Source organism: Collinsella sp. LCP21S3_A9 (assembly GCF_052118785.1).
Taxonomy (GTDB): Bacteria; Actinomycetota; Coriobacteriia; order Coriobacteriales; family Coriobacteriaceae; genus Collinsella.
In genome coordinates, this window is sequence record NZ_JBQKGN010000024.1 from 1 (window position 1) to 24,361 (window position 24,361).

Annotated in this window: 20 protein-coding genes and 1 tRNA gene; 17 read left to right on the top strand and 4 right to left on the bottom strand. The window is 59.7% G+C overall.

The genetic code is table 11. The features are described from left to right. Window positions 1–105 precede the first annotated feature (105 nt). The 3 genes from ACTQ05_RS08365 to ACTQ05_RS08375 form a co-directional block, all read right to left on the bottom strand. Window positions 106–936, bottom strand: a complete 831-nt coding sequence (locus ACTQ05_RS08365) for an IS3 family transposase (protein ID WP_441064163.1) — start codon at window positions 934–936, stop codon at window positions 106–108. A 357-nt stretch (window positions 937–1,293) separates the two neighbouring features. Further along, window positions 1,294–2,043, bottom strand: a complete 750-nt coding sequence (locus ACTQ05_RS08370; RefSeq protein WP_441033393.1) for an SDR family NAD(P)-dependent oxidoreductase — start codon at window positions 2,041–2,043, stop codon at window positions 1,294–1,296. A 213-nt stretch (window positions 2,044–2,256) separates the two neighbouring features. After that, entirely contained in the window at window positions 2,257–3,600 is a 1,344-nt protein-coding gene (locus ACTQ05_RS08375) for a homoserine dehydrogenase (RefSeq protein WP_427729157.1), read from the bottom strand. Between the two features lie 252 nt (window positions 3,601–3,852). On the opposite strand from ACTQ05_RS08375, the gene ACTQ05_RS08380 reads away from it, so the two are divergent. The 8 genes from ACTQ05_RS08380 (at window position 3,853) to ACTQ05_RS08415 (ending at window position 11,752) form a co-directional block, all read left to right on the top strand. Further along, window positions 3,853–5,019, top strand: coding sequence for an ABC transporter substrate-binding protein (locus tag ACTQ05_RS08380; protein WP_441064164.1), 1,167 nt, complete (start codon window positions 3,853–3,855; stop codon window positions 5,017–5,019). A gap of 269 nt (window positions 5,020–5,288) precedes the next feature. Next, window positions 5,289–6,476, top strand: a complete 1,188-nt coding sequence (locus ACTQ05_RS08385; RefSeq protein WP_427719715.1) for an ABC transporter substrate-binding protein — start codon at window positions 5,289–5,291, stop codon at window positions 6,474–6,476. A 139-nt stretch (window positions 6,477–6,615) separates the two neighbouring features. After that, the gene (locus ACTQ05_RS08390) at window positions 6,616–7,497 is read left to right on the top strand and encodes a branched-chain amino acid ABC transporter permease (RefSeq protein WP_154517188.1); all 882 of its coding nucleotides are present in this window, start codon (window positions 6,616–6,618) and stop codon (window positions 7,495–7,497) included. A gap of 9 nt (window positions 7,498–7,506) precedes the next feature. Next, the gene (locus ACTQ05_RS08395; protein ID WP_441064165.1) at window positions 7,507–8,586 is read left to right on the top strand and encodes a branched-chain amino acid ABC transporter permease; all 1,080 of its coding nucleotides are present in this window, start codon (window positions 7,507–7,509) and stop codon (window positions 8,584–8,586) included. Then, on the top strand, window positions 8,576–9,436 hold the full coding sequence (locus ACTQ05_RS08400; RefSeq protein WP_427719717.1) for an ABC transporter ATP-binding protein: 861 nt from the start codon (window positions 8,576–8,578) through the stop codon (window positions 9,434–9,436). The genes ACTQ05_RS08395 and ACTQ05_RS08400 overlap by 11 nt, the downstream gene beginning before the upstream one ends. After that, window positions 9,437–10,150 (top strand): ABC transporter ATP-binding protein, encoded by a 714-nt coding sequence (locus ACTQ05_RS08405; protein ID WP_229770701.1) that lies wholly within the window; start codon window positions 9,437–9,439, stop codon window positions 10,148–10,150. A 123-nt stretch (window positions 10,151–10,273) separates the two neighbouring features. Beyond that, window positions 10,274–10,951 (top strand): copper homeostasis protein CutC, encoded by a 678-nt coding sequence (locus ACTQ05_RS08410; RefSeq protein ID WP_427729154.1) that lies wholly within the window; start codon window positions 10,274–10,276, stop codon window positions 10,949–10,951. Window positions 10,952–10,954: 3 nt separating this feature from the next. Further along, a complete protein-coding gene (locus tag ACTQ05_RS08415; RefSeq protein ID WP_427796206.1) occupies window positions 10,955–11,752 on the top strand; it encodes a DUF4931 domain-containing protein in 798 nt (265 codons plus the stop codon). 30 nt (window positions 11,753–11,782) lie between these two features. On the opposite strand, the gene ACTQ05_RS08420 is transcribed toward ACTQ05_RS08415, so the two are convergent. Further along, the gene (locus tag ACTQ05_RS08420; protein WP_427794445.1) at window positions 11,783–12,781 is read right to left on the bottom strand and encodes a bile acid:sodium symporter family protein; all 999 of its coding nucleotides are present in this window, start codon (window positions 12,779–12,781) and stop codon (window positions 11,783–11,785) included. Window positions 12,782–13,056: 275 nt separating this feature from the next. Between ACTQ05_RS08420 and recJ the strand changes: the two genes are divergently transcribed. From recJ to rplT, 9 genes are all read left to right on the top strand, one after another. Continuing rightward, complete coding sequence (gene recJ / locus ACTQ05_RS08425) at window positions 13,057–16,344, top strand: single-stranded-DNA-specific exonuclease RecJ (protein WP_441064166.1); 3,288 nt, start codon at window positions 13,057–13,059, stop codon at window positions 16,342–16,344. A gap of 14 nt (window positions 16,345–16,358) precedes the next feature. Beyond that, the gene (locus ACTQ05_RS08430) at window positions 16,359–18,719 is read left to right on the top strand and encodes a RelA/SpoT family protein (RefSeq protein ID WP_154517206.1); all 2,361 of its coding nucleotides are present in this window, start codon (window positions 16,359–16,361) and stop codon (window positions 18,717–18,719) included. 86 nt (window positions 18,720–18,805) lie between these two features. After that, window positions 18,806–19,489: an MBL fold metallo-hydrolase gene (locus ACTQ05_RS08435; protein ID WP_441538836.1), complete on the top strand. Its 684-nt coding sequence runs from the start codon at window positions 18,806–18,808 to the stop codon at window positions 19,487–19,489. 194 nt (window positions 19,490–19,683) lie between these two features. Next, complete coding sequence (gene fba / locus ACTQ05_RS08440) at window positions 19,684–20,550, top strand: class II fructose-1,6-bisphosphate aldolase (protein WP_154517212.1); 867 nt, start codon at window positions 19,684–19,686, stop codon at window positions 20,548–20,550. A gap of 253 nt (window positions 20,551–20,803) precedes the next feature. Next, entirely contained in the window at window positions 20,804–22,237 is a 1,434-nt protein-coding gene (locus ACTQ05_RS08445; protein ID WP_441538838.1) for a transglutaminase-like domain-containing protein, read from the top strand. 39 nt (window positions 22,238–22,276) lie between these two features. Next, window positions 22,277–22,363 (top strand) — tRNA-Leu (locus ACTQ05_RS08450). Between the two features lie 432 nt (window positions 22,364–22,795). Further along, the gene (gene infC / locus ACTQ05_RS08455; RefSeq protein ID WP_006234423.1) at window positions 22,796–23,365 is read left to right on the top strand and encodes a translation initiation factor IF-3; all 570 of its coding nucleotides are present in this window, start codon (window positions 22,796–22,798) and stop codon (window positions 23,363–23,365) included. Window positions 23,366–23,397: 32 nt separating this feature from the next. Continuing rightward, window positions 23,398–23,589: a 50S ribosomal protein L35 gene (gene rpmI / locus ACTQ05_RS08460; RefSeq protein ID WP_006234422.1), complete on the top strand. Its 192-nt coding sequence runs from the start codon at window positions 23,398–23,400 to the stop codon at window positions 23,587–23,589. A 46-nt stretch (window positions 23,590–23,635) separates the two neighbouring features. After that, window positions 23,636–23,995, top strand: coding sequence for a 50S ribosomal protein L20 (gene rplT / locus ACTQ05_RS08465; RefSeq protein WP_006234421.1), 360 nt, complete (start codon window positions 23,636–23,638; stop codon window positions 23,993–23,995). Window positions 23,996–24,361: the final 366 nt, after the last annotated feature.

Sequence of the window (24,361 nt, forward strand, 5' to 3'; positions counted from 1 at the left end):
CAAGCCGTGACCGGAATCGGTGAAAATACGTTAGCGCAACCGGTGAAACCGCCTTTGCGCGAACGGCGCGCCTGTTTAGCGAAACTGGTGAAAAATAGATTGACGCTAACAGCCCGCCCGCCAGGCGACGATCGAGGAGTCGAAGCAGTCCCTGATGGCGGACAGGTACACCTTGCGGCCCGTCGGCAGCCTGAACTCGGTTATGTCGGTGAGCCACAGGAAGTTCGGCAGGGCCGAGCGGAAGTCGCGGCGCACGAGGTTCGGCGGGGCGGGGGTCACCTCGCCGCCGTAGGAGCTGTAGGCGCCGGCCCTCCTCCTCATCCACCTCGGGACGAGCCCCTCCTCGCGCATGATGCGCCGGACGACCTTCTCGGAGACGCGCACGGGGTCGTCGAGCTCGCGGAGCCTGCGCACCACGAACCGGTAGCCGCGCGCGCCGTCGCCGTCCTCCAGGAACACCCGCCGCACGACGTCCCTCAGCGGCGCCAGGCGGTCCGGCCTGGCGATCGCGCGGCGCTGGTAGTCATAGGAGCTCCTCGATATCCTCAAGAAGCCGGTGAGTTCTCTCAAGGACCACTTCCCCGCAGGCCTCAGGCGGTCTATCACCAGGGTCTTCTCCCTGTTCGACATCCCGTCGAGGCTCCCGGCTTTTAAAACGTCCTGCACCGCCCTCAGCACCGCGTTCTCGAGCCTGAGCCGCTCGATCAGGGCGTCCTTGTCCTCCGGGTCGATGTCGGGGTAGTCGGGGCCGTCCCCGACGAGTCGCGGCAGGTCCATTCCTCCACCGGCCCTTCCCGCGGGCTTGCGCACGTCCCTGATCCAGCGCCAGACGGACGTCTTGCCGGGCCCGCCGAGTATCTCGGTTATCTCCATGACGGTGAGCCCGGCGCCGCGAAGCGCCCTGGCCCTCTCCACCATTCTCCTACTGTATGCCATGAGGACTCCGTTCCGGACCTCAACGGTCCAACTTTTTGTCCGCAGTCCCACGCCCAGAGTGGGATGCGGTTTCCGCTTTGGACTCCTGCCGGAAAGCGCGTCCCAGTCTGAAGGTTCAAAATGGGATGCGCTTTCCGAATCAAAGGCCTTGAGGAAAGCGCGTCCCAGAATTGGCGTTCAAAACGGGGCGCATTTTCCGAAACATGGCCCTGAGGGAAGCTGTGTCCCGTTCTGAGCTGAAATACCGGGACGCTGTTTCCCTTACAAACAGAAGAAGGCGCGCTGCCTGCGGTTGATGCAGGCAGCGCGCCTTTTGCGTTGGGCCTCGTTGAGGTTCGAAGTCGTGGCTTGCGACCTTTAGGAGCGGGCGGCTCCGTCGACGGGGAGCACGGCGCCCGTGACGTAGGAGGACATGTCGCTCGCTAGGAAAACAAAGGCGTTGGCGACATCCTCGGGCTCGCCCATGCGCCCCAGCGGAATGGTGGCGATGATGGGCTTGATGACCTCTTCGGGCAGGTTGGCGACCATATCGGTCTTGGTTACGCCGGGTGCGACGGCATTGACGCGAATGCCCATGGGGGCGAGCTCGCGCGAGAGCGACTGGACCATGCCGTTGACGGCAAACTTGGACGTGGGGTAACCGACGCCGGAGGGCTGACCGTACTTGGCGACCATCGAGCTCGTGGTGGTGATGGTGCCGCCGTGGCCGGCCTCGGTCATAATCTTGGCGGCCGCCTGGTGACCGTTAAAGACGGCGACGACGTTGAGGTCCATGACTTTGGCGAACTCCTCGGCCGTGTAGTCCAAAAGCGGCGAGCGCTGGGAGATACCGGCATTGTTGACGACTGTGTCCAGGCCGCCCATGTCGGTTGCAGCCTGGGTAAAAGCCTCGGTCACGGCCTCGAGTGAGGTGAGGTCGCAGGAGCGGCCCCAGACCTTGGCGTCGGGATAGGCGGCCGCCAGCTTCTCAACGGCCGCGTCGGCAGTCTCCTGGCGCGAGCCAAAGACGGTGACGGCGGCGCCCTCTTCGATAAAACGGCAGGCGATGGCATAGCCGATACCGCGCGTGCCTCCGGTGACGATTGCTTTCTTGCCCTCGAGCAACATAGTGCTTCCTCTCATCGCGGGCGGGCATTCTCAGCCAGCGTAGCGGTAGCCGGAATCGACCGCGTTTGCATATCGGTGAACGGTAGCGCGCGTTACCGATGAGCGGCTCGCGCAAATGTGCTCTGCCGTTGTGCTTAGGGCAGGAGGCAAAAGGGCTCCCGTCCCACATCGGACGGGAGCCCTCAAAGCTCGTATTGCTAGGCGAGCGTTGGGTTAGTTGGCCATGACGCCTTCGGTCCAGGCCTCGACGTTCTCGATGCGCAGGACGTTGGCGACCTCGGCCACGCAGTCGACGCTGGCAAGCTCGGCGGCGGCAGCCTGGACGTCCTTCTCGAGCGCGCGGTGCGTCAGGAAGATGACCGAGCAGGCATCGCTGACGCCCGACTTGCCGTCCTCGACCTGGTTGATGAGCGAGATCGAGATGTTGTGCTTGGCAAAGATATCGACCGTCTCGGACAGGGCGCCCACGCGGTCGGCGACCTTCAGGCGCACATAATACTTGGTCTGGAGTTCGTCCATGGGCTTAAAGGCGAGGTTGTGGCCATAGGGCTCAATCTCGGGCAGCGGAGCCACGCCGCGGCTGATCTGCTCGGAGAGCGACAGGATATCGCCCACGACGGCGCTCGCGGTGGGGAAGGAGCCTGCGCCTGCGCCGTAGAACATGGTCTCGCCCACGGCGTCACCCACCACGTAGACGGCGTTCATGGCGCCGTTGACCTTGGCAAGCATGTGGTCGGCGGGGATCAGCGTGGGATGCACGCGGACGTCGACGCCGGCGTCGGTGTTGCGGGCGATGCCGAGCAGCTTAATGGTGTAGCCGAGCTCGCGGGCCTGGGCGATGTCCTCGGCGCCGATGGTGCGGATACCCTGCTGGTACACATCATCGGTGGTCACGCGGGTGCCAAAGCCGATGGAGGCGAGGATCGCCGTCTTGCTGGCGGCGTCGAAGCCGTCGACGTCGGCGGACGGGTCGGCCTCGGCGTAGCCCTTGGCCTGCGCGTCGGCAAGCACGTCGGCGTAATCGGCGCCCTCGGCGTCCATGCGCGACAGGATATAGTTGGTGGTACCGTTGAGAATGCCGGCGATGGTCAGGATCTTGTTGCCCACCAGGTCGTGCTCGAGCGTGCTCACGATGGGGATGCCGCCGCCGCAGCTGGCCTCGCACTTAATCTGCACGCCGCACGCGCGCGCCTTCTCGGCAAGCGTCTCGACGTGGCGGCCCAACAGGGCCTTGTTGGCAGAGACGACGTGCTTGCCGTGCTCAAAGGCCGTGGTGAAGATCTCGGTCGCGGGATGCTCGCCGCCGATCAGCTCGACGACGATATCGACGGCGGGGTCGGTAACGACGTCATGCCAGTCACTCGTAAAGGCCTCGCGCTCAATACCGGCTGCCTCGGCCTGCTCCCAGGCAAGCGCGCAGGCGCGGGTCAGCTTAAGGTCGATGCCGTAGGCGGCCAGGTACTCATCGTGGTGGCTCTTGATCAGACGGGCCACGCCGCCGCCGACGGTTCCCAGACCGATCAGACCGACGTTCACGGTGCGCAGGGGTTCGCTCATAGATAGCTCCTTCGTGCATCTTATAGATTGATTGATCAAGTAATGTTGAGTGCATTCTAGCGTGAACCGAGAGCGCGTGCTCGCCAGGCAACAGGAGTCGCACAAAACGGCACCCCCGAAACGCTGCGGAAACATTGGAAACATGCTCGCTACAAACGAACTTCCGTAACAAACTGTCAACGTTTGCGCCATAAGGTTTGCCCCGTACCGCAAGACGGCCGCACCGCGGCCAGCGAAAAAAAGGGGGACACCATGTTCAACATCAACAGCATGCTCAGCCGTAGGAACTTTCTCGCCGGCGCCGCGGCGCTCGGCAGCGCTGCCGCACTCGCTGGTTGCTCGTCGGGTGGCTCGGACGGCGGCTCCGCCGATGACGGTAAGACCTTCAAGATCGGTGTCATCGGCCCTCTGACCGGCGCCGCGGCAACCTATGGCGTTTCGGCCGAGAAAGGTGCCAAGCTCGCCGCCAAGGATTTCTCGACCAAGGATCTCAAACTCTCGCTTAAGTCCGAGGATGACGTCGCCGACGGCGAGAAGGCCATCAACGCCTTCAATACCTTGTGCGACTGGGGCATGCAGGCGCTCGTCGGCCCCGTCACGACTGGTGCCGCCGTCGCCGTCTCGGGCGAGATCGCCGACGATATGCTCATGGTCACGCCTTCGGCCTCGTCGCTCGACGTCACCAAGGATAAGACCACGGTCTTTCAGGTTTGCTTCACCGATCCCACCATGGGCGCCAGCGCCGCGAAGTTCCTGGCCGAGAAGTATGCAGACGCCAAGATCGCCCTGTTCTACAACTCCGGCGATACGTATAGCTCGGGCGTTGCCGACGCTTTTGCCGAGCAGGCCAAGGCGTCCAAGCTCGATATCGTCGATACCGAGACCTTTAAGGACGACTCTTCAACGAGCTTTACCAACCAGCTCACCAAGGCCAAGGAGGCCGGCGCCACGCTTATCTTTGCCCCGATCTATTACACGCCGGCGTCCGTCCTGCTCAAGAACGCCAAGGACATGGGCTACGACATGACCCTCATGGGCACCGACGGCATGGACGGCCTGCTCTCCGTTGAGGGCTTCGACACCTCTCTTGCCGAGGGCGTGCTGCTCATGACCCCGTTCTCTGCCGACGATGAGAAGAACGCCGACTTCGTCAAGGCATATAAGGACGCCTACAACGAGACGCCCAACCAGTTTGCCGCCGATGCTTATGACTGCATCCACGCGATTGTCGAGGCGATCGATGAGGCGGACATCGACATTACGGTCGACGGCGCCGACATTGCCGGCGACCTTGCCAAGGCTATGCGCAAGATCAAGATTGAGGGCCTGACAGGCGAGCTCACGTGGAACGACGAGGGCCAAGTCGAGAAGCCCGCTACGGCCTATGTGATTCAGGACGGCAAGTACATCGCCGCCTAAGTGCATATAACGAGACCGGTGGGGCCATGTTATTCAGGGCAGGAAAGCTTGTAACAGAACGGAAACATTACTTTCACACAATAAAGTCGCTAAACTGTATAAACCGACAGAAATACGCATAATTATGGATAAATGGACAAGGCAAAAGAAAAGTTGAAATAATCGCCACTTTTCTCAACTAAAGCGTCTACTATTTTGCGAACGCCGAAGACGGCGGAGGATGGCCTGTCGGGTAACCGAAACCCGACGAGATTTGAGAGGAGAGCCGCATGTCGAGCCTCACCGGTAAGTCATTGAACCCTGTTATGAATCGCAGGAGCGTTATCGCGAGCGCAGCAGGTCTGGGGGCGATGTCCATTCTAGCTGGCTGCTCCTCCAACGGCGGCGACAGCGGTTCCGCTTCGAGCGACGCTTCGTTTAAGATCGGCACCATTGGCCCGCTGACCGGTGCCGCCGCGTCTTACGGCAAGTCCGTTACCCAGGGCGTCGAGCTTGGCTGCAAGGACTTCTCCACCAAGGAGCTGCCGCTTGCCAGCAAGGCCGAGGACGACCAGGCCGACGGCGAGAAGGCCGTCAACGCCTTTAATAACCTGCTCGACTGGGGCATGCAGGCCCTCGTCGGCCCGACCACCACGGGTGCGTCGGTTGCCGTTGCCGCAGAGTGCAGCAACGACCCCAAGACATTCATGATCACCCCGTCCGCGTCCTCCGAGGACGTCACCGACGGAAAGGATTGCGTCTTCCAGGTTTGCTTTACCGACCCCAACCAGGGCGTCAACGCTGCCAAGTTCCTGGCAGAGAAGTATGCGGACGAGAAGTTCGTGCTGTTCTATAACTCCGGCGACGCTTATTCTTCGGGCATTGCAGATTCCTTTAAGGCTCAGGCCGCTGAGTCTAAGCTCGAGATTGTTGACGAGGAGACCTTTAAGGACGACTCCGCTACGAGCTTTACCAACCAGCTGACCAAGGCCAAGCAGGCCGGCGCCACCATGATCTTTGCGCCGATCTACTACACGCCGGCGTCCGTCCTGCTCAAGAACGCCAAGGACATGGGCTACGACGTCAAGATGATGGGCTGCGACGGCATGGACGGTATCCTGGGCGTCGAGGGCTTCGACACCTCTCTTGCCGAGGGTCTGCTGCTCATGACCCCGTTCTCCGCCGACGACGAGAAGAACGCCGACTTCGTCAACGCTTACAAGGATAAGTACGGCGATACCCCCGACCAGTTTGCCGCCGATGCCTACGACGGCGTGCACGCGGTGGCCGAGGCCCTCAAGGAGGCCGGTCTTGGTGTCGACGCCGACCCGACCGAGGTTGCCGAGAAGCTGCCCAAGGCTATGCTCAAGATTACCGTTGACGGTCTGACCGGCAAGCTCTCCTGGAACGACAAGGGCCAGGTCCAGAAGGATCCTACGGCGTATGTCATCACCGACGGCAAGTACGTACTGGCCTAATAGGCCGCCTTACATAGAGCGGTTTTGATCCCAAGCAGGGGAGGTTTTCGCCTTCCCTGCTTGCTTGGTATCTGGGGACAACGTAACGTCCCTGTTTCATACATCAACTGGAAACCTATTCGAAAGGGGGATGTGGAACATGACGGTCTTTATCCAATACCTGGTCAACGGCCTGTCCATGGGCAGCGTCTACGCCATCATCGCGTTGGGCTACACCATGGTCTACGGTATCGCCAAGATGCTCAACTTCGCTCACGGCGATGTCATCATGGTCGGTGCCTATGTCTCGTTCTGCGCCACGTCGTATCTCGGCCTCCCGGGCTGGGCATCTGTAGTTCTCTCTTGTGTGGTCTGCACGGTTCTCGGTGTTCTCATTGAGGGTCTGGCCTATAGGCCGCTGCGCCAAGCAGGCCCGCTGGCCGTTCTGATCACGGCCATCGGTGTGTCCTACTTCCTGCAGAATGCCGCGCAGCTTCTGTGGGGCGCCACGCCCAAGAACTTCACTTCGCTCGTCACCTTCCCGGTGCCGGAGTTCTTGGCCAAGTTCAACGTAAGTGCCGTCTCGCTCGTCACCATCGTCGCCTGCCTGGTTATCATGGCCGGTCTGATGATCTTTACAGGTAAGACCAAGATGGGCAAGGCCATGCGCGCCGTGTCCGAGGACAAGGCCGCCGCCCAGCTCATGGGCATCAACGTCAACCGCACCATCTCGATGACGTTCGCCATCGGCTCCGCCCTTGCCGCCATCGCCGGTGTGCTCCTGTGCTCCTACTCGCCGGTTCTGCAGCCCACCACGGGCGCCATGCCTGGCATCAAGGCCTTCGACGCTGCCGTTTTCGGCGGCATCGGCTCCATCCCCGGTGCCTTTGTCGGCGGCATTCTCATCGGCATCATCGAGGCGATGGCGCAGGCTTACATTTCCACGAGCCTTGCCAACTCCATCGTCTTTGGCGTTTTGATCATCGTCCTGCTCGTCAAGCCTGCCGGCCTCTTGGGCAAGTACGTACCCGAGAAGGTGTAGGTGAGCGTTATGAAGTTTCTTACAGACAAGCAGACGCGTCACGACTTTGTCACGTACGCCATGTGCGTTGTGGCGTTCGCCATCGTGTTCTTTATGCAGTCTAACCACATGATTCCGCGCATGATTGTCGGTCAGCTGGTTCCCATCACGGCCTATATCGTCATGGCCATCTCGCTCAACCTCGTCGTCGGCATCGCGGGCGACTTGTCGCTAGGCCACGCGGGTTTTATGAGCGTCGGCGCCTATACGGGAATCGTCACCGCCGTCGCGCTGGAGAGCGCCATTCCGTCCGACCCGGTGCGTCTGATCATCAGCATTGTGGTCGGCGCTATCGCCGCTGCCATTCTGGGCTTCCTGATCGGTATTCCGGTCCTTCGCCTGAGCGGTGACTACCTGGCCATCGTAACGTTGGCCTTTGGCGAGATCATCAAAGAGATCGTTACCTGCCTCATTGTGGGCGTCGATTCCCGCGGCCTGCACGTGATCTTTAACATCACGGGCAATTCCACGATCGACGACCTACACCTGCTCGAAGACGGCACCGCTATCATCAAGGGTGCCCAGGGCGCATCTGGTGTTTCGACCTACTCGACGTTCCTTGCTGGCGCCATCCTGGTTATGGTTGCGCTCGTGATTGTGCTCAACTTGGTCCGCAGCCGCACCGGTCGTGCCATCATGGCCGTGCGCGATAACAAGATCGCTGCCGAGTCCGTGGGTATCTCCGTCACCCAGTACCGCATGATCGCCTTCGTGGTCTCCGCCGCTCTCGCCGGTGCTGCCGGAGCCCTCTTCGGCGGTAACTTCTCGCAGCTCTCCGCTACTAAGTTCGACTTCAACACGTCGATTCTCATTCTGGTGTTCGTGGTCCTGGGCGGTCTGGGCAACATGCGCGGTTCCGTCATCGCGGCGGCGCTGCTCACGGTGCTCCCCGAGCTGCTCCGTCAGTTCTCGGACTACCGCATGCTCATCTACGCCATCGTGTTGATTCTGGTCATGGTCTTTACTAACAACCCGCAGCTCAAGGCGTTCTTCGCGCGCATTAAGGACCGCTTTGCTTCCAAGAAGGAGGTGGCAACCGATGCCCAGTAAGTTTGAGTTCAACAAGGGCAAGATGGTCCCGTATCCTTCTGGCGCCATCGTTCCCGACCGCGACCTGGGCGAGCGCCCGGCGCTCGAGTGCATCCACCTGGGCATTGAGTTCGGCGGCCTCAAGGCGGTCGACGACTTTAGCCTGACCATCGGTAAGACCGAGATCGCCGGTCTCATCGGCCCCAACGGAGCCGGCAAGACCACGGTCTTCAACCTGCTCACCAAGGTGTACCAGCCCACGCACGGCACCATCCTGCTCGACGGTGAGGACACCTCGGGCAAGTCCGTCTACCAGGTCAACCGCATGGGTATCGCTCGTACCTTCCAAAACATCCGCCTGTTCAACACCATGACGGTGGAGGACAACGTAAAGGTCGGCCTGCACAACCAGGAGCGCTACTCCGGCTTTGAGGGCGTGCTGCGCCTGCCGACGTATTGGAAGCACGAGAAGGCCGCCCATGAGCGCGCCATGGAGCTTCTGTCTATCTTTGATATGGAACATCTGGCAAACGAGCAGGCCGGCTCGCTACCTTACGGCGCTCAGCGTCGTTTGGAGATCGTCCGCGCGCTTGCCACCAATCCCAAGCTACTACTGCTCGACGAGCCTGCCGCCGGCATGAACCCGTCCGAGACTGCGGAGCTCATGGCGAACATCGTCAAGATTCGCGACACCTTTGGCATTGCCATCATGCTCATCGAGCACGACATGTCGCTTGTCATGAATATTTGCGAGGGTATCTGCGTGCTTAACTTTGGCAAGGTCATCGCCAAGGGCACGGCCGAGGAAATCCAGAACAACGAAGCCGTTATTGAGGCTTATCTGGGCAAGCAGGATAAGGGGGAGAACTAAATGGCAGAGCCGATGCTTTCCGTCTACAACATCAACGTCTGGTACGGCGCCATCCACGCCATTAAGGACATCTCCTTTAACGTTAACGAGGGCGAGATCGTGGCCCTGATTGGCGCGAACGGCGCCGGCAAGTCCACGACGCTCAAGACTGTCTCGGGCCTGCTGCGCTCCAAGACCGGCTCCATCAAGTTTATGGGCGAGGACATTATCCATACGCCCGCCGACAAGCTGGTTGGCAAGGGCCTGTCTCAGGTACCCGAGGGGCGTCGTGCCTTTTTGCAGATGACGGTCGAGGAGAACCTGGAGATGGGTGCCTATACACAGCCCAAGTCCACGGTTGCCCCGGGCCTCGAGCGTGTTTACGAGCAGTTCCCGCGCCTGAAGGAACGCCGTCGCCAGGTGGCCGGCACCCTTTCGGGCGGCGAGCAGCAGATGCTCGTTATGGGTCGTGCCCTTATGAGTAACCCCAAGCTGCTCATGCTCGACGAACCCTCCATGGGTCTGGCGCCGATCCTGATCGAGCAGATCTTCCAGATTGTCGAGGATTTGCACAAGGCCGGCACCACGGTGCTCCTGGTCGAGCAGAACGCGCAGATGGCGCTTTCCATCGCCACACGCGGCTACGTGCTCGAGACCGGCAAGATCACCATGACCGGCACCGGCCAAGAGCTGCTGCACGACGACAACGTCCGCAAAGCTTATCTTGGTGGTTAATCCATCCAGTAATAGGGGCGCTGACCAACTCGGTCAGCGCCCCTTTTGAAATGATCCGTTGGCTTGGTATTTAAAGTGCGACAATGCCGTGTGGAAATAGAAGTGTCATCTGGGGGTCTATCTATGCTGTACGAGTTTTGTGCCGAGAACTTTGAGCGGGTGCCGGCGGCCATTGCGGCCGGTGCGGGACGCATTGAGCTGTGCGACAACCTTGCGGTTGGTGGCACCACGCCCTCGGCCGGCGTTATCAGCGCTACGACCAGCTATGCTCGCGAGCACGATGCACGGGTGATGTGCATGATCCGTCCGCGTGGCGGCGACTTTCACTACAACCAGGACGAGCTGCGCATGATGGAGATGGACTTGGGCCTTGCCGTAAGTGCCGGCGTCGATGGCTTGGTCTTTGGCTGCTGCAAGCCTTGTGCCGGCGGATGGGCGCTCGATGAACTTGCGTTGGGCGCCCTTGTGATGGCTGCGGGCTGCGCGACCGAGGAGTGCAAGCGCGAGCCCATCGACATCACCTTTCACATGGCGTTTGACCAGCTCTCGCCCGAGGCTCAGCTCGACGCGATTGACACGCTCGCCGACTGCGGCATAACGCGCATCCTGACGCATGGCGGTGCCGCCGGCACGCCGATTGAGGACAACCTGGAGCATCTGTCGCACCTTATCGACTACGCGGACGATCGCCTGACCATCCTTCCCGGCGGCGGCATTTCCACGGCCAACCGCGATACCGTGGCTGCGGCACTGGGCGTCTCCGAGCTCCATGGCACCAAGATCGTGCCGCTGGAGGTATAACCCGTGCCCCTGGTATTTGACGTTCAGCAGGCGAGCGGGAAGCCCGACGACAACCGGCGCCCTGGCACCGCGTGCCCCTTTTGCGATACCGAGGAACTCGCCAATATCATCCGGCGCGACGGTGACTGTATCTGGCTCGAGAATAAGTTCAAGACCCTGCGCGCCACCCGTCAAACCGTGCTGATCGAGTCGGCCGACCATGACGCAGACCTGGTGACCTATGCGCCGGACGAGCTGCATCATGTGATGCGGTTTGCCCTGGGTTGCTGGCAGCAGATGATCGATTCACGGCAGTATCGAAGCGTGCTCATGTACAAGAACAAGGGTCCGCTCTCGGGCGGTAGTCTCGTTCATCCGCACATGCAGATTGTGGGTTTGGAGCAGGAAGATGGCTATGCTTCGCTGACTTCCGCCAATTTCGAAGGCATCAATGTCTGGCAACAGGGGAGAATTGCGGTCAACATCTCAACCGAACCGATTATGGGGTTCTTTGAGGTCAACGTTTCAGCTCCGCGGGGAATCGCCGCCAGCGATGACACGCGGGACCAAGCCGAGGCGGATCTCTTCGCCGATGCGATCCAGGTAGCTCTGCGTTATATCCTAAACGAGCACCACGGTGGCCGTGCAGAGTCGTACAACTTGTTCTTCTATCACCTGGGCGGTCGGACCATTGCCAAGGCGCTGCCGCGTTGGGTGGTTTCGCCCTACTTTGTCGGCTATCGTTTGGCCCAGGTCAATGCCGAGACGACGCTCGATATCGATGCTGAGCGCCTGCGCGCACATCTGGAAACGCTCGTATAGCAAGACTAACACCCGCGTAATGTGGACAGCCTAGCGTGCCATGGCGTCGCGGCCGGCCTCGACGCGCTTGCGCTGGGCAGCGCGCTCCTCGCCGGTTAGACGCTCAAAGAGATGCCCGATAAGCGAGGCAAGTACCTGCTGAAACAGCGTTCCGCACATGACGGGAAATACGACTTCGCCCGGAAAGTATTGCGTGGCGATGACGGCGCCCGAAGAGATGTTGCGCATGCCGCAGGTAAAGCACATGGTAGTCGTTTCGCTATACGGCAGATGCAGTGCGCGGGCGACCAGAATACCGACGACAAAGCCGCTGATGGCGAAGATCAAAATAAAGAGGGCGACTTCCAAGCGCACCGCGTTCATGTGCAGCACGTACTCGCTCATGGCGGTGGAGTTCGACGCGATAACACCCATCATCATGAACTTGCAGGCGGGCGAGAGCGCGGGGGAGAGCTTCTCGTGTCCCCATCCGCGCGTGAGTTCGTTAATCACGATGCCGAGCAGGGCGGGGATAGCGATCATGAAGGCCATGTTCTGCATCATGCCCGGCACGTCGATCGAGACGGTGGCGCCCAGCAAGAGCTTAAGCGTGAGCGGAATCGTAACGGGAGAGATAACCGAGGACGTCAGGATGATGGTGAGCGCGAGCGGGCCGTTGCCGCCGAACATGCTAATCCACATAAAGGCAGTGACTGCCACAGGTACGCTGTACTCGAGCACGATACCGCAGACGAGGTTGGGGTTGGAGCCAAAGAACAGCGACCCCATGGCATAGGCTGTTATGGGAATAAGCACCGCCGAGACCAGCAGCGCCAAAATCAGGTGCAGCGGACGGCGGAATACTTCGGCTACCTGATGGAAGGTGTTGCTGAGGGCACCTTGGAACGTCATAAAGGCAAACAGGGTGGGGACGATGGGCTTGAGTACGCCGATCTGCTGGGGAAAGAGCACGCCAAGCGTCACGCAAATCGGAACGATGATCTGCATATGCCCCGCGAGGAACTTACCCAGTCCAACCCATTGCTTCATATGCGCTTGTGACTCCCTTTGCTCGTGAATCCGTTTTGAATGGATATGCTAGACGCTCGCATGCGTCCGTGTGGCTGAAACGCCCGATTATTTCGAGGCTATTACCGCCCTCGTTTATCGAAACCACGGCGTGCTGGACGTTGTGCGTCCGCGCCGCACGGTATAATAAATCCGTTCAACAGATCTGCCTGCCGAAGCGGGCATACACAGAGGACTCATCGCTATGAACCGTGAGAGGTATCGCGGCGACCTGCCCCTATCGGGGGTGGGCGCCTATGTCATCGCTTAAGACAACGCATCGCTGGGCGGTCGCTCAGCAAAACCCCGAGCTCGAAAAGGAGCTTTCGGCTGGCCTGGGCATACCCGGGCTGGTGGCGCGCATTATGGTTGCGCACGGCATTACATCCATCGAGGAAGGCCAGCTTTTTCTGACGCCTTCGCTCGATCGCGACTGGGCGGACCCGCTCGTTATTCCGGGTATGGCGGTCGTCGTCGACCGCGTTGAGCGTGCTATTCGCAGCCACGAGCGCATCGCCGTCTTTGGCGATTTTGACGTCGACGGCATTACGTCGACTTGTCTGTTGACCGAGGCGCTGCGTTCGTTTGGCGCCAACGTCACGCCGTTTATTCCGCATCGTTTTGACGAGGGCTACGGTCTGTCGCGTGCGGCGCTCGACCGCGTTAACGAGCTCGCTCGCCCCCAGCTGATCGTGACCGTCGATAACGGCATTGCCGCCAAGGAAGAGGCCTCCTATCTGGAGAGCCTGGGGATCGATTTGGTGGTCACGGACCATCACGAGCCGTCCGACCAGGTGCCGCAGGGCGTGCCCCTGACCGACCCCAAGCTCGAGGACAAGGGTCCCTCGCGCGAGCTTGCCGGTGCCGGCGTGGCACTCAAGCTGGTGCAGGTCCTGGGCGAGCGTTTGGGCAAGCCGTCGTATTGGCGTTCGCTGATAGAGGTCGCGGCGCTGGGCACCGTGTCCGACATGATGCCGCTTACGCCCGAGAATCGCGCACTGGTCGCCGAGGGCATCCAGCAGATGCGCGTGACGGCCCGTCCCGGCTATATCGCGCTTGCCGCACTTGCCAAGGCCGACCTTTCTACCATTACGGCCGACGGCCTGTCGTTTTCGCTCATCCCCCGTCTGAATGCTGCCGGCCGCATGGCCGATCCCAAGCTGGCGCTCGACCTGCTGCTTGCCCGCGACCCCATCGAAGCGAGCGCGCTTGCCGCCGAGCTCGAGGAAATCAATCGCCAACGCCGCGAGATCGAGGCCGAGCTTACGCGCGATGCCATGGAGAAGGTCGAGGAGACTTATGACGGCGGGCGCGCAATCGTCGTGGGCGGCGAGGGCTGGCACGAGGGCGTCAAGGGCATCGTGGCGAGCCGCTTGACCAATCGCTATCACGTGCCGGCGCTGCTCTTCTCGATCGAGGGTGGCGTTGCGCGCGGATCGGGCCGCTCGGTGGGCAAGATCAACTTGTTCGATGCCGTCGAGCGTTGCTCCGACCTGCTGATTCGTCGCGGCGGGCATGCCGGTGCGGTGGGTGTGACCATCGAGGCATCCAAGCTCGATGAGTTCCGCCGTCGCCTTTCGGCCGTGCTATCGGAGCTTCCCGCCGAGGACTTTGAGGACACTGACGAGGTTGCCGCCACCGTTGATCTCTCCGAGCTAAATATCGAGACCATCGAGCAAATTTCCCGTCTTGAGCCGTTTGGCCAGGGCAATAAGGTGCCGCTTCTGGCCGCCGAGGGCGTGACGATGTGCGATCGCGCCGTGGTGGGCAAAACCGGCGAGCACATGCGCTTTGTGGCGACCGATGGTGCCGCGAGTGTGCCGGCCATCATGTTCCGCGTGCCGCAGATCGATAGGCTCATCAATTGCGACAGCGCCGTCGACTTGGTGTTCGAGGCCGTGGCCGAGCATTGGCAGGGACGTGTGAAGCCCAAGCTCATGATCAAAGATGTCTTGGTGCGCGATACCGCGGCGCCCAATATCGACGATCCGGCATGTGAGCTCCGCCGCGGCGTGCAACCGGCGGATTCTGGTCTGCGCCTGGAGTCGCGTAAACGCGAGACGCTCGCCCAGCTTTCTTATACCGAGCTCACGCGCTCGCTTATCCATAGCTTTATCGGCTCGAACCAGCCGCATCGCGCGCAGGTCGAGGCACTCGACGCGCTTGCCGACCATCAGAGCGTTTTGGCCGTTATGGGGACGGGGCGTGGCAAGTCTCTGATTTTCCATGTGCATGCCGCGCGCGAGGCGGTTCTTCGCGGGCGTGCGAGCATTTTTGTCTATCCTCTGCGTTCGCTCGTTGCTGATCAGGCCTATCACCTTTCCTCGACGATGGCCGCGCTCGGCATTGGTGTCGGCGTGCTGACTGGCGAGACCGTGGAGGCCGTACGCGATGACGTGTTCGCCGGCCTTGCTTCGGGTCGCACCGGTATCGTTCTCACGACGCCCGAGTTCTTGTCTATCCACCGCGATCGATTTGCGCGTTCTGGACGTATTGGCTTCGTTGTTATCGATGAGGCGCACCATGCCGGTCTTGCTAAGGGTGGTGACCGGAGTGCATACCTCGATATGCCCGATATTCTTAAAGCCCTGGGCGACCCCGTTGTCATGGCGGCAACGGCTACCGCGACGGCTCCAGTTGTGGCAGAGCTTGCTCGCGTACTGCCGATTACCAGCACGGTGGTCGACGAGACCGTTCGCGAGAACCTACAACTCGAGGACGATCGTGACCTTGCGAGCCGTGAAAATCGCCTGGTTTCGATCGTTGCGACGGGGGAGAAGACCGTCATCTACGTGAACTCGCGCGACCAGTCCGTGGCGCTTGCCAAGACGTTGCGCAAACGTGTGCCCGACTGCGCGACCCATATCGCGTTCTATAACGCCGGGCTTGCGCGTTCCGATCGTCGACGCGTCGAGGAGGCGTTTCGAGATGGCAGCCTGAGCTGCATCGTTTCAACCTCGGCCTTCGGTGAGGGCGTCAACCTGCCCGATATCCGCCATGTCGTGCTCTACCACATGCCGTTTGGCGCGATTGAGTTTAACCAGATGAGTGGCCGTGCCGGCCGCGATGGGCAGCCTGCCGTGATTCACCTGCTCTATTCGTCTCGTGACGCTCGTATTAATGAGCGCCTGCTCGATTGTTACGCGCCCGAGCGCGATGAGCTTGTCACGCTCTATCGGGCGCTGCAGACCATGTGGCGCTCCAATCGTGGCAAGACGGGGGACGATTCATTCTGCGCAAGCGATATCGACATTGCGCAGATGTGCCTTGCAATCGACGCGCGCACGCCGGTCGATGAGCGTTCGGTGGCAAGCGGCTTGGGAATCTTCGAAGAGCTCGGTTTCTGTCACGTTTCGGGGTTTGACGATACCCGTCGCATCGCGATGACCGAAAACCCCGGGCGCGTGCAGTTGAGCAGGTCGATCCGCTATTTGGAGGGCTTGCGCTCGCGCATGGAGTTCTCGGCTTTCCGGAGTTGGGCACTCGATTCGTGCGCTTCTGATATGCTTACCAAAATTAACCGCCCGATCGTACCGCGGGCCTAGGGAAGGGGACCTCGATGGATGCCGCAGCCCGTACCGCCCATGATTCCGCCCTCCAGCCCTTTTCGGAGATGGAGCACTATACGCATGCCGATGATCTGCCGCCCGAGATTATGGCGGACAGCTACGACAAGCTGGAGCGCCTGTGCCTTAAATATATGAGTGAGGATGACTTCTCCAAGGTGGAGCAGGCCTACTGCTTTGCTGCCGAGAAGCACTGCAACCAAAAGCGGCGCTCGGGTGAGATGTACATTAACCATCCCGTCGAGGTGGCTATCATTTTGGCCGACCTTAAGATGGACTGCGATGTGGTGTGCGCTGCATTGCTGCACGATACCGTCGAGGATACCGATACCTCGCTTGCCGATGTTTCGGGTCTGTTTGGCGAAACCGTGGCAGAGCTCGTCGACGGCGTGACCAAGCTCACCAACATCGAAGTCGACAACATGGACGAAAAGCAGGCGCTTACGCTGCGCAAGATGTTCCTCGCCATGTCCAAGGACATTCGCGTCATCATCGTCAAACTCGCCGACCGCCTGCATAATATGCGCACGCTTGCCGCCCTGCGCGAGGACCGCCGCCTGTTTAAGGCGCGCGAGACCATGGATGTGTATGCGCCCCTGGCCGACCGCCTGGGCATGAGCTCTATCAAGTGGGAACTCGAGGATCTGTCCTTCTTCTACCTTGAACCCGACGCTTACCAGCGCATCGCCCGCATGGTGGCAGAGTCACGCGAGGTTCGCGAACGCTTTCTGGCCGAGACTATCAAGACGCTTACCGATGAGCTCGACCGCATTGGCCTTGAGGGTTTTCAGATCAACGGTCGTTCCAAGCACTATTGGTCCATCTATCAAAAGATGAAGCGCAAGGGCAAGGAGTTCTCCGAGATTTATGATCTGGTGGCGCTGCGCGTCATCACCCATTCGGTGCGCGATTGCTATTCCACGCTTGGTGCCGTGCATACTTTGTGGCATCCCATGCCCGGTCGTTTTAAAGACTATATCGCCATGCCCAAGGTCAATAACTACCAATCGCTCCATACGACGGTTATCGGCCCCACGGCCCGTCCGCTCGAGATTCAGATTCGAACCTACGAGATGCACGAGCAGGCCGAGTACGGCATCGCCGCCCACTGGCTATATAAGAAATCGGGCGGATCGTCTGCCTCCAAGACCAACGACGCACAGCGTCTGGACGATCAGATTAACTGGCTCAAGCACTCGCTCGATTGGGCAGCCTCTGACGAGATCACCGATGCCAAAGAATATCTGCACTCACTGAAGGTCGACCTGTTTGACCAGGAGATTTTTGTCTTTACGCCCAAGGGTGAGGTCATGGCGCTTCGTGCGGGCTCTACACCGCTCGACTTTGCCTACGCTGTTCATACCGAGGTCGGCAACCACTGCGTCGGCGCCAAAATCAACGGTGCGGTGGCTCCGCTCACGCACGAAATCAAGACGGGTGACCGTGTCGAGATCCTGACTAACAAGAGCTCCAAGCCGTCGCGCGATTGGCTCAAGATCGTCAAGACGCCTTCGGCCAAGTCAAAGATTCGCCGTTACTTCGCCGCTGCGACCAAAGACGATGACGCTGCTGCCGGTCGCGATATGCTGGCCAAGGACCTGCGCAAGCGCGGGTACGGCATCTCTACGCCGCGATCCACGCGTGCACTCAATGCCGTGGCGGAGCAGTTTAACTTCAAGCAACTCGAGGACCTGTTCGCAGCCGTTGGCGCGGGCAAGGTCGCCCCGCGCGCTGTGGGCAATAAGGTCGAGCAAATCTTGGATCCCAAGCCCGAGGAGCAGCTCACCAAGGCCGAAGCCATCGCTGAGGTCGTCAAGCAGCCTGCCCGCGGTTCCAACCGCAAACCGCAAAAGCGTGGCAAGAGTGCAAGTAACGGCATTATCGTCAAGGGCGAGAGCAACAGCGGCCTGCTGGTTCGTCTGGCGCATTGCTGCAATCCGGTGACGGGCGACGACATCGTGGGCTTTATCACGCGCGGTCGAGGCGTCTCGGTGCATCGTGCCAACTGCCCCAACGTCAAGGGTCTCATGGAACACCCCGAGCGCATGATTGACGTGGAGTGGGATGGTGCTGCCGATACGCTTTTCCAGGTCGAGATCGTTGTCGAGTGCTTGGATCGTATGGGCTTGCTCAAGGATGTCACCATCGCCATTGGCGATGCAGGCGGAAATATCCTTTCCGCCGCTACCTCGACCAACCGCGAGGGCATTGCGACCCTGCGCTTTATGGTCGAGATTTCGGACGCGAGCGGTCTGGATCCGCTGCTGGCATCCATCAGCAGTGTCGACTCGGTCTATGACGCACGCCGTCTGATGCCTGGCGAGGGTGGGGCTCAGCTTAAGCGTCGCGTATAGGCGTGACGAACGCACAACGGTAATGATATTGGCTACGTTCGAGGCATCGTTTGATGCCTCGACGCTTGTAGAAGGAGGACGTGCTCATGGTCACTGCGGCTTTGGACTTAACCCCTCGGGGTACGGCTTCGATTGAGGCGCTTGTAAACGGCCCCATTCAGACCAACAGTTACGCCGTAATCTCGAGCGGCGAATGCCTGATTATCGATCCGGCCTGGGAAGGTGAGCGTCTTGTGGAACATATCTATGCCAAGCATCCTGACGCGCGCGTGCTAGGCGCTGTTTGCACCCACGGCCATGCCGATCACGTAGGTGGCGTTGCCGGAGTGCGAGCCGCCGTCGGTAAGGGTTTCCTATATGAGTTAGGTGCGAAGGACGTGTTGGTATCTCGTGAGAATATCGAGGAGCAGCGAGCGATGTGGGGCATCGATACGCCCGATCCGGGCGAGCCGACGCGATTGCTTGCTGAGGGCGATACGATTGAATTGGGTGATATCTGCCTGCAGGTGATCGAGACGCCCGGTCACACACCGGGTGGCATTGTCTTGTTCGCCGCCACCGAGCAGGGAAGCATCGCCTTTGTTGGCGACACCCTGTTCCCGGGCAGCCACGGCCGCACCGATCTCGCCGGTGGAGACGAGGCGGCGATTCTGCGCTCGCTCTCCAAGCTCGCCCAGCTGCTTCCAGCCGATACCGTTTGTTTAACGGGGCATGGTGATTCGACCACTATGGCGCGCGAGCTCATGCAGAACCCTTTCATGCAGATGTAGCTTTGTAGTCAGCTGCTTAAGCACGAGAAGTGTCCAAACGTCAAGATATTTTCCCCAACGGGCCGATTCCGTAGGGCAAACGGTCAAAAAAAGTCTGTTTGGACGATATTCGTGAACAAACGAACGTTTACGCTCGGGTACGCCGTGGTAAAATCTCATGCGTTATCGGAGCAACCTTACAGGAGGTTTCTTTTATGCTCGTCAACGCAGCAGACATGCTCAAGAAGGCCGAGGCCGGCAAGTATGCTCTCGGTGCCTTCAACACCAACAACCTCGAGTGGACTCTGGCTATTCTCCAGGCCGCCGAGGAGGCCAAGTCTCCGCTGATCCTTCAGTGCACCGCTGGTGCCGCTAAGTGGATGGGCGGTTTCAAGGTCTGCGCCGACATGGTCAAGGCTGCCGTCGAGGCCACGGGTGTTACCGTTCCCGTCGCCCTTCACCTCGATCACGGTTCTTACGAGGACTGCTTCAAATGCATCGAGGCCGGCTTCACGTCCATCATGTATGACGGCTCTCACGAGGAAACCTTCCAGCTTAACCTCGATCGCACCAAGGAGCTCGTTGAGCTTGCCCATTCCAAGGGCATGTCCATCGAGGCCGAGGTCGGCGGCATCGGCGGCACCGAGGACGGTGTGACCTCCAACGGCGAGCTCGCTGACCCCGCTGAGTGCAAGCAGATTGCTGACCTGGGCGTCGACTTCCTCGCCTGCGGCATCGGCAACATCCACGGCGTGTATCCCGCCGACTGGGCCGGTCTTTCCTTCGAGCGTCTGAGCGAGATCAAGGCTCAGACCGGCGACCTGCCCCTCGTTCTGCACGGTGGTACCGGCATCCCCGAGGATCAGATCAAGAAGGCCATCTCCCTGGGCATCTCCAAGATCAACGTCAACACCGACCTGCAGCTTGTCTTCGCTGCCGCCACGCGTGAGTACGTTGAGGCTGGCAAGGATCAGCAGGGCAAGGGCTATGACCCCCGCAAGCTCCTGAAGCCCGGTCGCGAGGCCATCGTTGCCCGCACCAAGGAGCTCATGGAGGAGTTTGGCTCCGTCAACAAGGCGTAAGTAGCGGTTTAACTTCCCGCCGGAGGCCCCGTTTCCCCTACGCTGTTTCCCTCGCGCTCACCTGGCTTCGCCAGAAGTCGCGCGATGGAATCAGCTCCGGGGAAACGGGGCCTCCTTCGTTAACTCGCTACGGGGTTACTGGGCTGAATTATTTATTTGACTACCGCTCAGCGGTGTTGATGGCTCCCTTGTTGGGGCTTTCTTTTTATGTCGGTACAATGGTCTCGGGTTGTTGTTCTGCGTGGGAGTGGTTATGGCTGTCGTTAATGTTTTGCCTGCCGATGGAAAGGTTGTTGCCGAGGGCCCCGTTGGTTGCTCTGTTGATGTTTGTTGCGATGATTTTCGTCATCTCGACATTGGATTGCCACCTGAGATCCTTCGTCTCAAGGACGCCGGGTACCTGGCGCAGGCTGTTGCGGCTTGCGACCGTCTTTTGGAGCAGGGCCCTGATCCCTCGTTGGCCGCTTGCGTTCGTGCCGAGCGGTATCGCATGATCGAGACGTCGTTTCATTTTTCGGTGTCGCACGATCAGGCTATTGCGATGATCCGCGAGGAGTGGCCGGAGTTTACCGAGGATCAGTTTGACGACCTGATCGATCGCAAGCGCATCGACTGGCGCTTTATCGATGGTGAACTGTTCGTTCTCGACAACTTCCTTGATTCTTTGCGTGTGTATCCCAAGGAGGTTCCGGGCCTGCGTCCCGATTCTACGGATGGAACTGCGCTGCGCAACCAGATGCTTAAGAAGATGGAATCACAGGGCGGGCTGTCTCATGCCATTACGCTTAAAGCATCCGTGTCTGTTCCCGGTGCTCTGGAGGGGGAGACCGTTCGCGCGTGGCTTCCCGTTGCCGCAGCCTGCCGCCAGCAGTCTCATATCGAGATTCTCGATATGACGCCGGAGGGGGTCCTTGCTCCCGCGAACGCTTTGGCGCGTACCGCCTCGTGGGTTTCCTCGGCTGATCGATCGTTCTCAGTGACCTATCGTTATCTGATTGATGCCGCTTATTGCGATATCTACGGGGGAGCGCTTCCGGCGCATCCGTGTATGGACGCGCCGCTGCCCAAGGATATTTCCGAGGACCGACCGCATATTGCATTCACGCCGTATCTGCAGCAGCTGACCGAACATGTTATCGATGGTCTCGAGGATCAGCTCGACCGCGCTCGGGCTATCTATGATTATTTGACGCATCATATCGACTATCGATACCAGCCACCGTATCTGCTTCTGGGCTCTATCGCCGATGACTGCGCGCATTCGCTTCGCGGTGATTGCGGTGTTATGGCACTCACGTTTATCACCATGTGCCGCATCGCCGGCGTGCCCGCACGTTGGCAGAGCGGCCTGTACGTTGCGCCCGACTCGGTGGGCTCGCATGACTGGGCGGAGTTCTATACACCGCAGACGGGTTGGCTTAACGCCGATGTCTCGTTTGGATCCTCGGCACGCAGGATGGGGGAGGAATGGCGCCGCCGCCACTACTTTGGCAACCTCGATCCATGGCGCATGGTGGCAAACTGTCGGTTCCAGGCAGAGTTTGAACCCGTCTTTGACGGTATGCGTGAGGACCCCTACGATAACCAGATGGGCGAGGCCTCGGTCGACGGTCGCGGATGCCGCCAGCGCGAGATGCTCCGCACGGTCGAACTCATCGAAATGCTCGAAGTTCCATTTTCGGACTAATCTACGGAAAGCTGTGATAAACTAACTCACGCAATACGTGCCCGAGTGGCGGAATTGGCAGACGCAGTGGACTCAAAATCCACCGTTGGCAACAACGTGCGAGTTCGAGTCTCGCCTCGGGCACCATACATGCAAAAGAGCGTTCAAGGGGGTTAAGGCCCCCTTTTTCGTGCCGAACTCGCGTGAGCGCGCGGAGCGTTAAGCAAACAGGCCTGTGGCCTGTTTGTAGCGGAGCGTGGCGAGGGCGCCATGCGCCCGAAGCCCGGGGCTTCGCGAAGCGAAGGCCCTTCGAGTCTCGCCTCGGGCACCATACATGCAAAAGAGCGTTCAAGGGGGTCGAGGCCCCCTTTTTCGTGTATGTAATGTGATAACGAGCGGTACGTGTTATTATCGCCAAGGCGTTGTTTCCGCAATGCCCTAAAGAGGAACCCGAGGGTTCCCACCTTTTGGCGCCAATGAGCAGCTGACTGGTCATACAACTTAGATTCTCTTCCTCATATCGAGGATGTCTATGTGTACGACCTGGTTGCAAAAAAGCGCCGGGTTATTTTTTTATGAATGGAGGTAGGGAAAATAGCTAAGTCTGATGACACCCGCATCAACGACGAGATCACTGCATCTTCGTGCCGTTTGATTGGCGTCGATGGCTCTCAGCTCGGCCTGTTCGCCATCCGCGATGCCCAGCGCGTCGCCGACGATCAGGGTCTCGACCTTGTCGAGATCGCTCCCAACGCGGAGCCGCCGGTCTGCAAGGTCATGGACTACGGTAAGTTCAAGTACCAGCAGGCCATGAAGGCCAAGGCTGCTCGTAAGAACCAGTCCAAGGTCGAGGTTAAGGAAATGAAGTTCCGACCCAAGATCGACGTTGGCGACTACGAGACCAAGAAGGGCCACGTTCTGCGTTTCCTCAAGAAGGGCGCACGCGTTAAGATCACCATCATGTTCCGCGGCCGTGAGATGGCTCACCCGGAGCAGGGTCTTAACGTTCTCGAGCGTCTCGCCGAGGATCTTAAGCCTTACGCTACGGTCGAGTCCAAGCCTAAGATGGAAGGCCGTAACATGCTTATGCTGCTCGCCCCAATTAAGGGCGCCTTTGATGAGGATAAAGCGGCAAGTGATACTAAGTAACTAGTGTTCTGTAACCGATTAAGGAGTATTTCATGCCTAAGATGAAGTCCCACAGCGGCACCAAGAAGCGTTTCCGCAAGACTGGTACCGGCAAGCTTATGCGCGCCAAGGCTTTCAAGAGCCACATCCTGAGCAAGAAGTCCACCAAGCGTAAGCGTGGCTTCCGTCAGGAGACCGAGATCGCCGCTGCCGACCGCAAGGTCATCAAGTCGCGTCTCGCCTAAGTTAGCGTTCCCGTTTTTCGTTTAACCGTCTAGGAGTTGATAGAACATGGCACGTATTAAGCGCGCTGTTGCCGCCAAGAAGAAGCGCCGTACCGTTATGCACCGTGCGAAGGGTTACTACGGTGCCGCTTCGCGTACTTACAAGCATGCTAAAGAGCAGGTCCAGCACTCTCTGCAGTATCAGTACCGTGACCGCCGCAATAAGAAGCGCGAGATTCGCTCTCTCTGGATCACCCGTATCAACGCTGCTGCTCGCCTGAACGACATCTCTTACTCTCAGTTCATGCACGGCCTGAAGGTCGCCGGTATCGAGCTCGACCGCAAGGTCCTGGCTCAGATGGCTTACGAGGACATCGAGTCTTTCAACGAGCTGGCTACCATCGCCAAGAAGGCTCTCGAGGCCTAATTGATTCTCTTGAATCGCTAGGGGAGTGTCGCGCTGTGCGCGGCGCTCCCTCTTTTTATCTAAGGCGCTGGTTTATATAGCAAAAGCGCGGGTAGATAGACACTTACAGGTGACCGATCTTTATATATCTCTTAACCGAAGGGTCATCATCTGATACGTGCAGTATTTCTGCACCAGCCTTTCTATTACTTATATAGGAAGCGATATATTGTGTAGGACTTATGAAGAGTGGAATTGACGTCCCACATCGCTTCGCGGTCTGGCAATATATCTCCTTGCCGCGCGGCCCGGTCGGACCGGGAACCGGCGCAGGCGTGCACCTTGAGAACCGGATACTGCGAGGATGGACACACCAGATGTGTCGCA

Excerpts from the sequence above, each read along its gene's own strand:
- ACTQ05_RS08445 (WP_441538838.1), top strand. The coding sequence starts at position 20,804 with ATGGCTGTCGTTAATGTTTTGCCTGCCGATGGAAAGGTTGTTGCCGAG.
- ACTQ05_RS08375 (WP_427729157.1), bottom strand. The coding sequence starts at position 3,600 with ATGAGCGAACCCCTGCGCACCGTGAACGTCGGTCTGATCGGTCTGGGA.
- ACTQ05_RS08390 (WP_154517188.1), top strand. The coding sequence starts at position 6,616 with ATGACGGTCTTTATCCAATACCTGGTCAACGGCCTGTCCATGGGCAGC.
- ACTQ05_RS08365 (WP_441064163.1), bottom strand. The coding sequence starts at position 936 with ATGGCATACAGTAGGAGAATGGTGGAGAGGGCCAGGGCGCTTCGCGGC.
- ACTQ05_RS08370 (WP_441033393.1), bottom strand. The coding sequence starts at position 2,043 with ATGTTGCTCGAGGGCAAGAAAGCAATCGTCACCGGAGGCACGCGCGGT.
- ACTQ05_RS08395 (WP_441064165.1), top strand. The coding sequence starts at position 7,507 with ATGAAGTTTCTTACAGACAAGCAGACGCGTCACGACTTTGTCACGTAC.
- recJ (WP_441064166.1), top strand. The coding sequence starts at position 13,057 with ATGTCATCGCTTAAGACAACGCATCGCTGGGCGGTCGCTCAGCAAAAC.
- ACTQ05_RS08435 (WP_441538836.1), top strand. The coding sequence starts at position 18,806 with ATGGTCACTGCGGCTTTGGACTTAACCCCTCGGGGTACGGCTTCGATT.
- ACTQ05_RS08430 (WP_154517206.1), top strand. The coding sequence starts at position 16,359 with ATGGATGCCGCAGCCCGTACCGCCCATGATTCCGCCCTCCAGCCCTTT.
- ACTQ05_RS08380 (WP_441064164.1), top strand. The coding sequence starts at position 3,853 with ATGTTCAACATCAACAGCATGCTCAGCCGTAGGAACTTTCTCGCCGGC.
- ACTQ05_RS08385 (WP_427719715.1), top strand. The coding sequence starts at position 5,289 with ATGTCGAGCCTCACCGGTAAGTCATTGAACCCTGTTATGAATCGCAGG.
- ACTQ05_RS08400 (WP_427719717.1), top strand. The coding sequence starts at position 8,576 with ATGCCCAGTAAGTTTGAGTTCAACAAGGGCAAGATGGTCCCGTATCCT.
- fba (WP_154517212.1), top strand. The coding sequence starts at position 19,684 with ATGCTCGTCAACGCAGCAGACATGCTCAAGAAGGCCGAGGCCGGCAAG.
- rpmI (WP_006234422.1), top strand. The coding sequence starts at position 23,398 with ATGCCTAAGATGAAGTCCCACAGCGGCACCAAGAAGCGTTTCCGCAAG.
- infC (WP_006234423.1), top strand. The coding sequence starts at position 22,796 with ATGGAGGTAGGGAAAATAGCTAAGTCTGATGACACCCGCATCAACGAC.
- rplT (WP_006234421.1), top strand. The coding sequence starts at position 23,636 with ATGGCACGTATTAAGCGCGCTGTTGCCGCCAAGAAGAAGCGCCGTACC.
- ACTQ05_RS08420 (WP_427794445.1), bottom strand. The coding sequence starts at position 12,781 with ATGAAGCAATGGGTTGGACTGGGTAAGTTCCTCGCGGGGCATATGCAG.
- ACTQ05_RS08405 (WP_229770701.1), top strand. The coding sequence starts at position 9,437 with ATGGCAGAGCCGATGCTTTCCGTCTACAACATCAACGTCTGGTACGGC.
- ACTQ05_RS08410 (WP_427729154.1), top strand. The coding sequence starts at position 10,274 with ATGCTGTACGAGTTTTGTGCCGAGAACTTTGAGCGGGTGCCGGCGGCC.